This is a genomic window from Heyndrickxia sp. FSL W8-0496 (assembly GCF_038007825.1).
In the GTDB taxonomy this organism is placed as follows: domain Bacteria; phylum Bacillota; class Bacilli; order Bacillales; family Bacillaceae_C; genus Heyndrickxia; species Heyndrickxia oleronia.
In genome coordinates, this window is record NZ_JBBOXX010000001.1 from 2,573,637 (window position 1) to 2,588,498 (window position 14,862).

The window sequence follows — 14,862 nt, forward strand, 5'->3', positions numbered from 1 at the left end:
AAAGCTGATAGTAAGGCTTTTTCAAATGCAATAAACTATACAAAAACAGTTAAGGATATTGTCCTTATTAGATCCATCTACTTCTTTTATACTGCTTATCGAAGAATTTTTTTAATCCGATAGCGAGAAGTTGAAAACTTACTGTGGCATATAATAAAAAGAGTAATGGGATAAACAGGACAAACTGATCTCTCCAGATAAAATCTCTTGCTTGTCCTACTAATCCAGCCCATTCTTTCGTAATTGAATGATAGAGAACAGGGTCAAACTCAACTTGTGTACCACCTATAAAAACATTAAACAGAGCTAATTGCCCCATTATTGTTATTGCAGTAACAATTTCAAGGACAAACAAGATAACTATATCCTCTTTAATATGTGGAATGATATGATTTTTTATTATTTTCCACTTTGATGAACCCGTGGTTATAGCAGATTCTACAAAAGAAGCCTGATATACTTGTCTTGTTTTTTCACGTATGGTACCAGCTACCGTTGGAAAACCAATCAATGATGCTACAATGACAAAAATTAGAATTAAAAGGAGGGGCTTAATGTTGTAGTAAAATGATATTGGCCATAAAATAAAAAAAATGATTAAAAATGAAGGTACATATGATAATGAATTTTCTACAGCTTGCCAAGTATTGATTTTCTTTTTCGAAATTCCAGTCCATAAGCCAATACACAAACCAAGCAATAATCTTAGAATAGCGATACCCATTGCTGTAAACACTGTGTATTTCGCTCCATATAATAAAAGTGTCAGTATATCATACCCCCATTTGTCAGTACCTAATGGAAACTCGTTATATGTAAACGGACGTAAAGGTGGAAAAGCCATTTCTTTTTTTCCATATTGATAGATAGTAATGGAATCAGTTAAACGATGTGGAGCCAATGCGGGACCGAAAATAGCGATTAATAGCAGGAAAACTACCATAATGCTACTAATGATTAGATAGAAATTCCATTTTCTTTTATCACTCATGTATAATCACCTTCTCAATTAAAATGAAAAAGATTTTAATAGAAAGATAGCAAATTGCAGCAATCGCAAACAAAATGAGAAGTGAAAAAACTACTTTTTGAAATTCGTAATCAGAAAAAATAAAAATCGTCAAACCTCTAATATTAAATAAATACTCAATAATAAACAAATTTCCAATTGTGAGAGAAATAGCCTTTTTTATATCCCCAGTAAGATAAGGAATTAAATTTTTTAATACATGGCGACTATTTATATATGGGCGACTTAATCCCTTCGCTACAGCTGTTCGGATATATTCAGCACTTATAATTTCCTCGTATTTTGAATTAGTCATTTTAAATAAATAAAAGGAAGGCATTAAACAAAGAATGATAAGTGGAAATGTCAAATTTACTGTATCAGCCAATGGTGATAATGTGATTAAACGAATATTTGTTATTTGATAAAACTTTATAGCTAGAGTAATTGATAAAATGATGATAATAAAATCAGGAATGATAGATAAAGCATTGATTATCCATCTGAATACATATGTGATTTTCCAATGGTGTAAAAAAACACCAAATGTAATTGAAAAGATAAGTGAAACCAACATACTTAAAAATAATAATAAACTTGAGTTTTTTGTATATGATTGAATATCTTTTAGTACAGGATGTGGAACTCCATTAATATAATATGTACCTAATGTCCCTTCTTTAATTGAATGAAAAAAGCTTTTAATATTATATATGATCGCCTCTGGATGTAATTGAATAAAATGTTTACCATTTAATTCCTTTAATCCAAACATCGATGGTACAGCAGCAATAATAAAAATGATTGTTACTATTAATAAGATTTGGAAAACACTTTTTAGCAAATGAGTCACCTTCAATTCCTGAAATATAACGATATGCGTAAAATTTTATCAAATTTATCCGAATTTTTGAACTGTTTTTAAAAATTTATCCATTATGTCAGATACAACTCCTATCAATCAATAATAAAAGGCAAAGCTATATACTTTGCCTTTTTCCTCTTTAAAATTGTGGGAGTTCATCCAAATTATTTTCTTTAATTCCATCAGGTTCACTTCTTAAAATGTCTCGTCCGTATTTATGAAACACGTCGACATGAGCCAGTTTGCCTGATTTTGCTTCTTCTAAAGCAGTCACATAATCTAATTCCCTACCTTGCTTTGTTTTAATAGCTATAATATCTCCATCTTCATTTTTTCTAACTGCGATAATTTCTTCTTTTCCTTCGTTTTCATATCGATTTTCGTTTTCGAGTATAGAATTTTCAGCACCTTGTTGTTTATATTGCTCGTAGATTTCCTCAAAATTCTTTGAACTCATTTATCACACCTCCAATCCTGTAGTATAAGCAAATATTCATTAAATATGTTTATTAGTGGTAGATACAGCCTTTTTTCATATACAGAAAACCCTACTTTTGTCATGATGTACATCTGGAGTTGAATTAATTAAAATAGACATTGGGGCGAAAATTATCCTCTATCGTACAATGACTTATCCATTGTAGAAAGGGTTGTCTTTGTATATAATAAAGAAAGATAAAAAAGAACACTGGTAATATACCAATGTTCTCCTACACAGTATGACTGCCTGATGTGCAGTGGCACTTAGTACTAAGGAAATCTCTTTTTAACCTACCCTTTCCATGGCCTGGCAGGGTGGGTTATTTCTTTTTTGTAAGAGAAATAACAACTGTAATCACGGTAACGATTAATGACCCAAACATCATCATTAGCGATAAGGCCTCGTAAAATGTGATCATCAGTGACCCTCCTTTCAAAAGATTAAGGAGTAACCACTGCCCACCCTGCTATACTGTGTTATCGTTATTATAGCACAAGCTTTTTAACTCTTTTGAAAATTTTTACAAAATTAATTCAATATACCTACCACTTTTTTTTAATGTATGATGAATGGTCTACAGCCATCATTACTTGACATAATACTATTATACTTAACTAAAAAGAAAGCCATTAAACAACGATTGTCGCTTTGAACGGCTTTCTTTTTATCAGTTATTTTATTTTTACACTTAATCGTTCACGAATCACTTGTATAGCTTGTTCCACATTCTTCACTTTAATAGTCATCTTTCGATCATCCGGATATAAATTTGCAGTATGGTTGTATAATGGATCATAGTAATAAATTAAAAGTAATTCTACTGCTGAAGCAAACTCCCCTTTTATTAAATCTGACTCAATTTGCGCAGCGATTGGTGTGTGAATTCGCCTTTTAATCCTTGAAAATGCATCTAAGCATTCTTTTTGATGAATCCATGGCTCATAATCATCTAAAATGTGACGAACTCTCTCTTCAATTGGCATTTCAATAAATAATTGTAATCCATTTTCCTTTTTTTTCATTAATACATCAGGTAGCATAATTTTTCCAATTCTTTTACTTTCACCCTCGAAAAGAATAAATGGAGATTCCTGCAAAGGCAGTAGGGTTTGGATGAACTGGGAGTCAAATGATTTTTGATTATTTGCATGCAGACCAATTTGTCCAAATATGGACCCGCGATGATTGGCCATTCCTTCTAAATCCAATACTGGATAACCTTCTTTTTGTAATTGACGTAAAATCTTTGTTTTCCCTGACCCAGTATACCCATTTAGTACGTAAGCTTCAGGCTTTATTTCAAGCGTATTTAATATTTCTACTACCCAATTTCTGTAAGCACGGTATCCACCACTTAAACGAAAAACTTTGATTCCCATTAGAGACAGAACTGTAGCTGATGTTTTGCTTCGCATGCCACCACGCCAACAAAATACAGCTTTCTTGCCTTCATATTCTGAAAATTCTTTCACAAAGCTAGGTAGTTTAGCTGAGACGATTTCAAGTCCTCGTTCTTTTGCAGCCTCGGGGCTGACTTGTTTATAAATAGTCCCAATCTCTGCTCTTTCTTCATCATTAAAAAAAGGTATATTTATACTTCCTGGTATAGTTGCTTCCTTATACTCAGAAGGGGATCGAACATCAACTAGTGTGACTTCATTATTCTTTTTTAATTTTAATAATTCATTTACTGTTATATCATGGAACACAATGTTTCCACCTTTCTAGGGTTTAGCTATGAGAAAAAAGGGAGTTGTCTATTAAGGATCAAGAACCCTTTTACTTTTTAAACAACCCCCAATACATTTCAATTAAAATTATAATACCGTAATCTTTCCAGGATGTTCTTCAGTAACTTCACCGATTATTGCTGCTTCCACTCCAGCATTTTTTAAATCAGATAGTAAATGTTCAGCTTCATCACTAGATAGAGAGATCAATAACCCTCCAGATGTAACAGCGTCACATAAAATCCATTGGTCAATTTGATCCATTGTTTCAGGGAAAGATACATCCGCTTTGACATGATCATAATTATTTTTAGTTCCACCAGGTACGGCACCTGCTTCTGCTAATTCTCTTACACGTGGTAATGTAGGTACATCATTTTTATAAATTCGAATACCTGTATTGCTTCCTTTGGCCATTTCAGTTGTGTGTCCAAGCAGACCAAAACCGGTTACATCTGTACAAGCATGTACATCATATGCTTGCATCGTTTCCGCAGCCGTTTTATTTAATGTACTCATCACATTAGTTACACGATCAATTTCATCATCAGATAATAAATCTCTTTTTAAAGAAGTAGTCATAATTCCAACACCGATAGGTTTCGTTAAAACAAGCTTGTCCCCTGATTTTGCTCCTGCATTTGTACGTACTTTCTTTGGATTAATGGTTCCAGTAACAGCGAGTCCAAACTTTGGCTCTTGATCATCGATGGAATGCCCTCCCACTAATGTAACTCCCGCTTCTTTTAATTTATCTCCCGCACCACGTAAAATATCAGATAAAATTTGTTTATCTAATGTGTGAATAGGAAATGCTACAATATTTAATGCAGTTAAAGGTGTTCCTCCCATCGCATAAATATCACTAATCGCATTCGCAGCCGCAACTTGGCCAAAAGAATAAGGATCATCTACAATTGGGGTGAAAAAGTCGACAGTTTGTACGATTGCTAAGTCATCTGTTAAACGATAGACACCTGCATCATCACTAGTATCTAAGCCAACTAATAGATCTGGATTTGGCGTACTTTGCGGCAAGGTCCGAATCACTTGTGCCAAATCAGCAGGGCCAATTTTACAGCCACAGCCTCCCTTCGTCGTTAATGATGTTAGTTTTACTTGACTTGAATTTGTCATTTTGACAACAACCTTTCTTTTACGATTCATCTATTCATATTATAGAACAACATGTCAATACTTGCATAATGAAGGGATTGATAAATTTACTATGTATCCAAGGAAAATTCATTAATTTAGGTATCTCCCCTATTATTATGATATAATATTATGTCTTTAAAATTTATCATTCTACTTTTCACAGGAGGCTTCACCCTATGTCACAACTAGATCATTCAATAAAGCAGCAACAAGTGAACAGTAGAAAAACTCTATGGTTCATTGTTGCCTTTTTATTGATTACGGTTGCTGGTTTACTATATGTCAAATGGTGGCCGTATTATCATAAAGCTATTTTAGCAGCTGATACTCATTCCATTGGTTCTTCTATCTTGGGGGATTCATCCAATCACCAAATTCCCTTCTGGCAATCAGCTTTGGATTATGCTAAAGTCTACTTCCAATCGGTTTGGAAAGCAGCTGTATTAGGGATTTTACTTGGTTCTCTTCTTCAAGTATTATTGCCAACTCAATGGTTATTAAAAGTATTAGGTAAAACCTCATTTGGTAGTACGGCAGTTGCTGGACTTGCAGCTATTCCGGGTATGATGTGCACATGCTGTGCTGCACCAATTGCAGTAGGCTTACGTAAAAAGAATGTTTCAGTCGGAGCTGCACTAGCTTTTTGGATGGGTAATCCCCTTATTAATCCGGCAACTCTTGTCTTTATGACCTTTGTATTATCATGGAAATTTACATTAATCCGATTAGTATTTGGATTAATTATCACTTTTGGGGTAAGTTATCTTGCCAATCGATTCGCAAAAGATCTACAACCGATTGATCTCGATCAAGTAGTTACAACTGAAGAGCCTAAAGGCAATTTTATGATTAGATGGTTTAAAAGTATCGGTACGATGATTGTGTATATTGTACCTGCATATGTCCTATCTGTTTTAGTTATCGGTGCTGCACGCATTTGGTTATTTCCACATATTGGTGAATCCACTACAAATAGTTTAATGGCGATTATTCTTTTTGCAGTTGTAGGAATGCTTTTTGTTATCCCAACAGCAGCAGAAATCCCGATTATTCAAACATTTATGTCACTTGGACTTGGTGGCGGACCAGCTGCTGCACTTCTAATCACATTACCAGCTATTAGTGTGCCATCGCTGATTATGGTAGCTCGATCATTTCCGAAGAAGGTTATGTATTTTGTTATGGGGTCAGTGGTGGTAATTGGAGTAATTAGTGGATTAGTTGGGTGGATGTTGCTTTAGTTTCGCGTATTTATTTCGTATTTCGCGGATAAAAGTAAAATTTAGCGGATATATTTCATTTTTCGCGGATATCTACCTATTCCGATTAACATATGTATATATTCCTGTTAAGTAAATATAATATAGAAGGAGCATTGGCTGTGAGCCAATGCTCCTTTACACAGCGACTGCAAGAGCTGCAGTGGTCCATGACGAACCGTAACTCACCCAGGGTGGGTTATTTTCTTTTCTCAAGAGAAATAACAATAGTAATCACGGCTACGATTAATGATCCAAAAGTGATCATGAGCGATAACGCTTCGTAAACTGTGATCAATAGTAATCACCCCCTTTTTAAAGGAGTGACCACTACCACCCTACTGCTGTGTTGATATCAGTATGGACGTAATTTAAAAAATACTTACTTTAATTATAAAAATTTTTTAAAATTAAACATTGATTGAACTAGGTTTATGGTTAGTCCACCTTTTATTTCTAAAGGATTTTAGTTTTTGAGAAATGGGTTTTTCGAGGAATATATACACTAAACATCCACATAAAGTTGATAAAGTAATTAATAAGATAGCAATAACAAAATTAGGTAAAGGTAGTTTTAGATAAGTCCTTAAAAGTACACTAATTGCTGACATACAATAAAAATGAGTAAGATAAATAGAAAAAGAAGCCTTTCCTAAGAAATTTGCAAACTTCGGTATCTTTATCTCCTTTTGCAAGTCTATCGCAGAAAATCCTAAAATTAATAATAAAGACGAAATTGTAGTGGTGATCTGAAGATCTATTGGAATAAATGTAAATTGAGAATTTATCCAAGATAAGGGAAAACCGGCTATTCCTAAAGAAACAAAGAACCAAGATACATTAATATTAATTTTTATTCTAGTTACTAGAAAAGCACATAAAATTCCTAAAACAAAGATTAAATTATTAAAATTAAAGAGAAAATTAATAATGTAATTGGAACTATGTAGTAAATGAATACTGAATATGATTGACAAGAAAATCCATAACAAAGGGATGTAGCGAGAAAATAGTTTATATTTTATGAAAAATAGGGTAAAGATTAGATAAAAATAGACTGTATGCACTAGTGACCAAGCAACTCCCAATACTGGTTCAGTTTTACTTGGGATAAGAAGTAAGGATGTAATGATTTTTGCCATATTTACAGTGTGAGACTGTTCTAAAACTGGAAAAATAATAAAGATAATTAAAATACCACAGGTCATCATCCAATAAATAGGATAGATACGAATAAATCGATTATATAAATATTGTTTTATTATCTTATAATTTCCAATTTGCTCTTTGTATAAGTAAAAAATCATAAACCCGGATAGTGCAAAAAAATAATAAACTCCCCCAGATTTCGATACATTTGTTAAACTTAAAAAATTATATTGAAAATAATAATTCATAAATGCCTTTGCATGCAATAATATAACAAGAAAAGGTACAAATGCTCTAGAAAATTGGATCAAATTCAAATGTCTTCTCATATTATTATCCCCCCTTAATAAAGGTAGATTATTGTTAACCATTCATTCGATATTGCGGAAAATAGCTGTTTTCTGAGCTAGTTTTTAGACTATTTTTAACCACTTTTGAAAGATCCTTATATACTGACTTATTTAGAATATGTTTTCCTAAATAATATTCAAAGTTAAAGTTATTCGTAAAAGATGTTTTAAATTTAAATAAGCTATCATTATCCGTATATCCACCTCCTAAGTGTAAAGCTTTTAAATTCATCGATTTAGATAATTCAATCATTTTATCAAATAATAGATTATTAGGTCTATAATTAAGAAACTCCGTTTTAGAGGCGCCTAAATGGTAATGAGCAAATTCTTTACCCATAATTACTATTAAACCTGCAATTTTCTTTCCATCTTTTTCGGCAAAAAGAAGATATGGCTTACTTAGGGCAGTTTCTTCCATTAGGCGATAAAAATATGATTTATTAAAATAGTAGAATGGAGTAGCTTTGTTTCGATCCATCGTTTCATAATATAATGCTATAAATACTTCAATATCTTTTTTATCATTTGAAACAACAGCACGTACCCCTTCTCTTATTGCCTTGTTAATATTTCTTTTATTACTAGAAGAATAATTATTTTTAATTTTTTCTAATGGTTCTCTTAAATCCACTGCAGTTGTATTTCGAATAAAGCCAACAGGAATGATCTTTCTTACTTCATCTGTAATATTTAGTAATGGATGTAACCTAATCGTTTCTGTAATGATGTCCTGATCGATACAGTACTTTTTAAATTCTGAATAAAATTGGTTTAATATTCTTTTATCACCTTCATACATTGGACCGCCATAGCCATAAGGAGTTATTATATCGTAATAATTTTTATTTCCATCTATTTTTCGTTTAACAAAAGGGTAAAAAAGTCTTCCCCATTCATTCTCTAGAAAAATTGCTTCTGGTTCCCCTTTTTCAATATCTGCAGATAAACTTACATATTCCTGTGAATAATAAATGTCTAATGATTGAAATCGTTTAATTAATTCATTCCAATTATCATTTATATTTACTTTAATCATGTATAACATCCTTCATCTATTTTTTTGATGACAATTAAACACGTATAGAACATTTCTAACCGATAACATTCATTGTATCTGTTTGTACTCTCTATTGTTTTCTCTACCAAATTGAACTGACTTAGTAAAATATTCAATGACCGATTGATCAAAGGTTTCATCAAACTTCCTTGCAAAGTAACTATTAGACTCCTGAATCTCCTTAATATCTTGGAAGCTTATATTCAAAGGTGAATTTCCTGTTCGAAATGTTTCGCCCCATTTTAAAAACATCAGATTATCATTGACAACCTGATGTTTAAAATGTGAATTCATTATTAATGTTTGAAAAAACCATTCATCTGGGACCAGTGTGTTTTTAAAATATTCATAGTACCATTCATTATTTTCCAAGAACTCGATAATATATTTCGCTACTTCAAAGGGGATACAGAACCATTGTGATCCATGATAAAATGTAAATTTCTCTGGCCATGGTTTCATATTTGGATACATATTGATCCCCATTTCATATAATAAACGAACACTTCGTCTGTAAAGTCTATATGGATGAGGTGTAGTATATCTTCTACGGGTTATTTTTGGCCAATTCACCTTCATAGAAGCTAAATTTTTTTTTGTTTTTTCATAAAAGGTCATAAAAATGGTTCCTTTATGTTCGGATAAAAACTCTTTTAATCCATTTTTAACTAACAAATCCTGACCACTTCTTAAGATAATAAAGTCGTATGGTCGCTTTGTTGAAAGTGCCTCTTTTAATAATAAAATGGTTGTGTCTATTTGACTTATGTCTCCCCAATCACAAGAAATATTGTTCTGTAAAATATGAATACGATCATTTTGTACTATTTCTCCACATAGTTGGTCATTGTTTTTTTTATCTATATGGACATATACATCTGCATGATTTTCTGAAATTAATTGTTCAATAAATGCATTAACCTGTTCTGGATTTTTATGAACTTGTAATAAGAATGCAGTTCTTAAAGTGTTCAAATTAATATTCTCCTCTTCTACAATTTTGCAAACTTATTAAACTCTGGTCGATTCAACAGTACTAATTTCTCTTTTGCGATTAGTCTTCCTTGTCACTTTTAAGTTAGTTATGTCTATAGCAGGTATAATAAATGCACTAAGTAAAGATACTAATCCGAGCAATAATCCCATATTACTTAAAGATAGTAAGACATATATCAAATACAAGATTGGGGCAGTTAATAGTATAGTAAGAAAAATAAACCCAATAGTAGTCATATAGTTTATTAGTAAATTAAATCCTTTTATTATTAATTGAATATTCAGTCCTATTAAGGCGAAAAATAGTGGCCAGACGAATATATAACTTGATCCTTTAAAAAATACACTCGTGATAATAACTAGCAATAGCCAACTGAAATATGCTCCCATTACCAAATTACTTCCACCAATTTTCAATGAAAAAATTCGATATAGTAATGAAATAATTATTAAAATAACCCCTATAAAAAGTACAAAAAGAGGATTCGTTATTTTGAGATCTGTTTCAAATGCTAATGTATTTTCTGAATTAATAATTAATAATACCTTCCATAGAATACTGCCTAAAATGTATGCGATAATAATCGTAAATAAAAAAATTAAAAAACCTATAAAAGTCCCTCTTAAAGATAGTTTTTCACGGAAATAACCATGAAAAAACGTTATTATATAACCTAGGATAATGATTGCCATAATAGGTAGAACAATTTTTTCTGAGTATGTTATGACATTTTTGCCCAATAGATTAAAAAATACTAACTTTTCAGGTTTTGAATCTATTAAATTCATATTGCCAAAATGTTGTACTAAACTAGTCATGTTTTCACCGTGATGCTGTAAACTATTTAAACTTAATGCCTCTATATTGTCGTTCGAATTATGATATGCATTGAGACCTTCAAAAAAAGCAAAATTAAGTCCGTACATACCGGCGTTTTTAAAAACCGTTAAATCGGTATCATTAGGCATAAATTTATATAAATCATAAATAAACGAATGTGCAATTGGATTTGGTACACTCTTTATAAATTCAGTGACTAAAGTACCATTCATACTATTCGTTTCAAATAAGATGGAGGGACCACCACTTCCACGTGCTTCAAAATTTAATGCTAATCGCACATCATCTGCCCAAGGATGGAATTTAACAAATGCTTGAGCCCCTAATAGCCCACTTTCTTCCCCATCAGTGATTAAGATAATGACATCATTTTTTAATTTTGAAGATTGCATTATTATCCTTACTGTCTCCAAAATAGATGCAACACTTGATCCGTCATCTGCAGCCCCTGCACTTCCCTCCACTGTATCATAATGTGCAGAAACCATTATTGCCCCTGATGAATCTTTCCCAGGAATTCGTGCAAGAATATTTTCAATTTGCCCATTGTATTTGACTCCCCATGCAGAATCAGGGCTATCCACCTTTTGAATTTGTGGAGAAACACCTAAATTGGTTAATGACGAAATTAAATAATCCCTCACACGATCATGTTCTTCTGAACCAAGAGGATGAGGAGCTATTGCAAAATTTTCCAAATACTTCAAAGCATTCATTGCTGAAAATTGGTCTGATTTGATATTTAAAGGGAGAACCTGTGGTAAGCGAAACTGAAAAAAGCTAATCCATACGGTCATAGAAATCACTATTAATAGAATAAACATGAATAATACACTTCTAAAAAATGCTCCAAACCTTGTTGAGGGTGAAGTTTCAGTAGATTCCTTTTTCATAATTTGCTCCTTATATTCATTTACTTTAACAAAATATAGGACTTATTTTGTTTTAAATAATGTAAAACAGTCTTCTTCAATCCTTCTGAAAATGAATTTTTCATGGCAAATCCAACCTCAGTACGTAGCTTGGAATCATCAATTGCATATCTAAAATCATGACCAGGTCGATCTTTGACAAAAGTAATTAATTGCTTATAATTAGTTATTTCTTTATCATTTTTTTGTACAGGCATATAACAATTTAAAATATCACATATCTCATGAGCAATTTCTAAATTTGTTTTCTCATTATGTCCACCAATTAAATATGTTTCACCTACTCTTCCTTTAAAAAATACCATTTCAATTGCCCTACAATGATCAATTACATAGATCCAATCACGAATATTTTTACCATCACCGTAAATAGGTATTGGTTCTATTGCCAAAGCTTTTCTGATAATAGTTGGTATAAGTTTTTCTTCATGTTGCATCGGTCCGTAATTGTTTGAACAATTCGTTGTTATTACGTTCAACTTATATGTATGAAAATAACTTCGTACGATTAAATCAGCTGATGCCTTACTTGCTGAATATGGGCTATTTGGTGCATAGGATGAATTTTCATTAAATAACCCTTTCTCTCCAAGTGAACCATATACCTCATCGGTAGATATATGAATAAACCTAGCACTCTGATAACCTTCCTTATAGCTACCAATTCCCTTCATCCAACTCTTGCGAGCAGCTTCAAGAAGGTTAAATGTACCAAGTACATTTGTCTGAATAAATGTTTGTGGATTATTAATCGAATTATCAACATGTGACTCCGCAGCAAAGTGAATGACTGCTATAAACTGATAGATATCAAATAAACGATTAACAAGCTCAGCATCACAAATATCTCCCTCCACAAAAGTATGTCGGGGATTATTCATAACAGATTCAAGATGCTTAATATTTCCTGCATAAGTCAATTTATCCAAGTTAATGATATTAATATCTTCATGTTTTTTAAGTATATAAGTCACAAAATTAGAGCCGATAAAACCAGCTCCACCAGTAATTAACCAATTCATTAGTTATTCTCCTTTATAATTAAAAAAGATCATTTGTTCCTATTGTATTTTTCCCAACACTATATTGGATATTTTTTGAACGTCCTTTAGAAGTAACTCACTATAGAGTGGTATACATAAAATCCTTTTTGAAATATTTTCAGAAATTGGACAGGAAAATCCGTGCTTTAGATATGGTAAATTGTTTAGAGAAGGATGAAAATATCTTCTTGATTCTATGTTATTTTTCTTTAATCGTTCATTAACTTTTAACAGGTCTTTTTCTGTCTCAAAAATAATTGGATAATAGGCATAATTATACTCAATATTATTAGATTTAAAGGGTCTCTCAAAACGATTGATAAGAATTGAATCATAGACTTCTGTGATGGTTTTTCTACATTCAATTATTTGATTAATATACTTTAAGTTACATAATCCCATAGCTGCATGCATCTCAGAATTCTTCCCATTCATTCCTGCTGTATCAAAATCCTCGTTTATAATGCCAAAATTCCTCAAAGCTTTTATCCGATAATCTAGTTTCTTTTCGGAATTATTTATTACAGCACCTCCTTCCACTGTATGGAAAAGCTTTGTCGCATGAAAACTGATTGTAGATATATCTCCATAACTTAACAAGGAAGTTTCATTAATTCTGACACCAAAAGCGTGTGCAGCATCATAAATCACTTTTAAATTATATTTTTTTGCTATTTTACCTATTTTTTCGATTTCACAAGGAATTCCATAAACATGAGTTGCTAATATAGCTTCAGTTTTAGGAGTAATAGCTTTTTCAATTTTATTCGGATTAATATTTAGTGTTTTCGGGTCAATATCAACAAAAACTGGTTTACAGTTTTCCCACAAAATAGATGTTGTTGTAGCTACAAATGAAAAGGGAGTTGTAATAATTTCATTTTTTATATTTAATGATTTAATTGCGAGCTGTAAAGCAACAGTTCCATTCGTAACAAAATGTATTGACGAAACATTCAAATATTCCAGGAGCTTTTCTTCCAATAGTTGAACGTATTTACCATGATTCGTTAACCATTTACTCTCCCACAGCTCTGTCAACAGATTAAAATACTCATCCTTCGGAGGAAGAAACGGTTGTGATACTGGGATCATCTATTAACCTCCCAACTATTAAATTATTTAAGTAAGCACCATAATCATTTTTATACTTTAGGGCATAATGTAACACATCATCCGCTGTTATCCATTTTTTTCGATAGCTTATTTCCTCTAAACAGGCAATTTTAAATCCCTGTCGCTTTTCTATAGTCTCAACAAATTGACTTGCTTCTACTAAGCTTTCAAATGTTCCTGTATCAAGCCATGTAAACCCACGTCCAAGAAGCCCAACTTTCAATTTTTTTCTTTTTAGATACTCTTTATTAATATCTGTAATTTCAAGTTCACCTCTTTCAGATGGAATTACGTTCTTAGCAATTTCAATAACGTCATTATCATAGAAATATAAACCTGTTACTGCATAATTAGACTTAGGATGCGCTGGTTTTTCCTCAATGGATAGAGCGTTATTAAATTGATCGATTTCTACAACACCGAATCTTTCTGGATCTCTCACTTGATATCCAAAAATTATCGCTCCTTCTTTTAAATTTGCAGCAATTTCTAATAACGGTGTAAACCCTTGACCATAGAAAATATTATCTCCTAACACAAGACAAACTTGATCATCTCCAATGAACTTTTCTCCAATAATAAAAGCATCCGCTAAACCACGTGGATGCTTTTGAACCTCATATTCTAGATTAATACCCCATTTAGTTCCATCTCCAAGAAGATTTTTAAATAGTGGGACATCTTTAGGAGTGGATATGATTAAGATTTCGCGAATACCCGCAAGCATTAAAACCGATAACGGATAATATATCATCGGTTTATCATAGATTGGTAAAAGTTGTTTGGAGACTGCTTCAGTAATTGGATACAATCTAGTTCCACTTCCACCTGCTAAAATAATCCCTTTCATCTATTAAACCTCCTATTTTAAAG

The 14,862-nt window shown here is 32.0% G+C and carries 15 protein-coding genes; 1 reads left to right on the forward strand and 14 read right to left on the reverse strand.

The window, feature by feature from the left end; genetic code table 11:
- Positions 1 to 67: 67 nt before the first annotated feature.
- The 6 genes from NST63_RS12955 to selD form a co-directional block, all read right to left on the reverse strand.
- Positions 68 to 991, reverse strand: coding sequence for an ABC transporter permease (locus NST63_RS12955; protein WP_212945647.1), 924 nt, complete (start codon positions 989 to 991; stop codon positions 68 to 70).
- Entirely contained in the window at positions 984 to 1,853 is an 870-nt protein-coding gene (locus tag NST63_RS12960) for an ABC transporter permease subunit (RefSeq protein WP_212945648.1), read from the reverse strand. The genes NST63_RS12955 and NST63_RS12960 overlap by 8 nt, the downstream gene beginning before the upstream one ends.
- Before the next feature lie 160 nt (positions 1,854 to 2,013).
- Entirely contained in the window at positions 2,014 to 2,331 is a 318-nt protein-coding gene (locus tag NST63_RS12965; RefSeq protein ID WP_212945649.1) for a DUF3892 domain-containing protein, read from the reverse strand.
- Positions 2,332 to 2,674: 343 nt separating this feature from the next.
- Positions 2,675 to 2,773: a putative holin-like toxin gene (locus NST63_RS12970; RefSeq protein WP_235813293.1), complete on the reverse strand. Its 99-nt coding sequence runs from the start codon at positions 2,771 to 2,773 to the stop codon at positions 2,675 to 2,677.
- A gap of 253 nt (positions 2,774 to 3,026) precedes the next feature.
- Entirely contained in the window at positions 3,027 to 4,064 is a 1,038-nt protein-coding gene (gene mnmH, locus NST63_RS12975) for a tRNA 2-selenouridine(34) synthase MnmH (RefSeq protein ID WP_212945650.1), read from the reverse strand.
- A gap of 108 nt (positions 4,065 to 4,172) precedes the next feature.
- Complete coding sequence (gene selD / locus NST63_RS12980) at positions 4,173 to 5,222, reverse strand: selenide, water dikinase SelD (RefSeq protein ID WP_212945762.1); 1,050 nt, start codon at positions 5,220 to 5,222, stop codon at positions 4,173 to 4,175.
- Between the two features lie 197 nt (positions 5,223 to 5,419).
- Between selD and NST63_RS12985 the strand changes: the two genes are divergently transcribed.
- On the forward strand, positions 5,420 to 6,484 hold the full coding sequence (locus NST63_RS12985; protein WP_212945651.1) for a permease: 1,065 nt from the start codon (positions 5,420 to 5,422) through the stop codon (positions 6,482 to 6,484).
- A gap of 217 nt (positions 6,485 to 6,701) precedes the next feature.
- Here the strand turns inward: NST63_RS12985 and NST63_RS12990 are convergent, their stop codons facing one another.
- From NST63_RS12990 to rfbA, 8 genes are all read right to left on the reverse strand, one after another.
- Positions 6,702 to 6,800 carry a putative holin-like toxin gene (locus NST63_RS12990; RefSeq protein ID WP_139254858.1) on the reverse strand — a complete coding sequence of 33 codons (99 nt, stop codon included), beginning with the start codon at positions 6,798 to 6,800 and terminating at the stop codon, positions 6,702 to 6,704.
- 112 nt (positions 6,801 to 6,912) lie between these two features.
- The gene (locus NST63_RS12995; protein ID WP_341042409.1) at positions 6,913 to 7,980 is read right to left on the reverse strand and encodes an acyltransferase family protein; all 1,068 of its coding nucleotides are present in this window, start codon (positions 7,978 to 7,980) and stop codon (positions 6,913 to 6,915) included.
- 34 nt (positions 7,981 to 8,014) lie between these two features.
- Positions 8,015 to 9,040, reverse strand: a complete 1,026-nt coding sequence (locus tag NST63_RS13000; RefSeq protein WP_341042411.1) for a lipid II:glycine glycyltransferase FemX — start codon at positions 9,038 to 9,040, stop codon at positions 8,015 to 8,017.
- A gap of 69 nt (positions 9,041 to 9,109) precedes the next feature.
- Complete coding sequence (locus NST63_RS13005) at positions 9,110 to 10,036, reverse strand: beta-1,6-N-acetylglucosaminyltransferase (protein ID WP_212945654.1); 927 nt, start codon at positions 10,034 to 10,036, stop codon at positions 9,110 to 9,112.
- A gap of 36 nt (positions 10,037 to 10,072) precedes the next feature.
- Positions 10,073 to 11,791 (reverse strand): M28 family peptidase, encoded by a 1,719-nt coding sequence (locus NST63_RS13010; protein WP_341042413.1) that lies wholly within the window; start codon positions 11,789 to 11,791, stop codon positions 10,073 to 10,075.
- Positions 11,792 to 11,811: 20 nt separating this feature from the next.
- Complete coding sequence (gene rfbB, locus NST63_RS13015; protein WP_341042415.1) at positions 11,812 to 12,852, reverse strand: dTDP-glucose 4,6-dehydratase; 1,041 nt, start codon at positions 12,850 to 12,852, stop codon at positions 11,812 to 11,814.
- Between the two features lie 39 nt (positions 12,853 to 12,891).
- A complete protein-coding gene (locus NST63_RS13020; protein WP_341042417.1) occupies positions 12,892 to 13,968 on the reverse strand; it encodes a DegT/DnrJ/EryC1/StrS family aminotransferase in 1,077 nt (358 codons plus the stop codon).
- Positions 13,928 to 14,839 carry a glucose-1-phosphate thymidylyltransferase RfbA gene (gene rfbA, locus NST63_RS13025; protein ID WP_212945658.1) on the reverse strand — a complete coding sequence of 304 codons (912 nt, stop codon included), beginning with the start codon at positions 14,837 to 14,839 and terminating at the stop codon, positions 13,928 to 13,930. Before rfbA ends, NST63_RS13020 begins: the two co-directional genes overlap by 41 nt.
- Between the last annotated feature and the right edge of the window lie 23 nt (positions 14,840 to 14,862).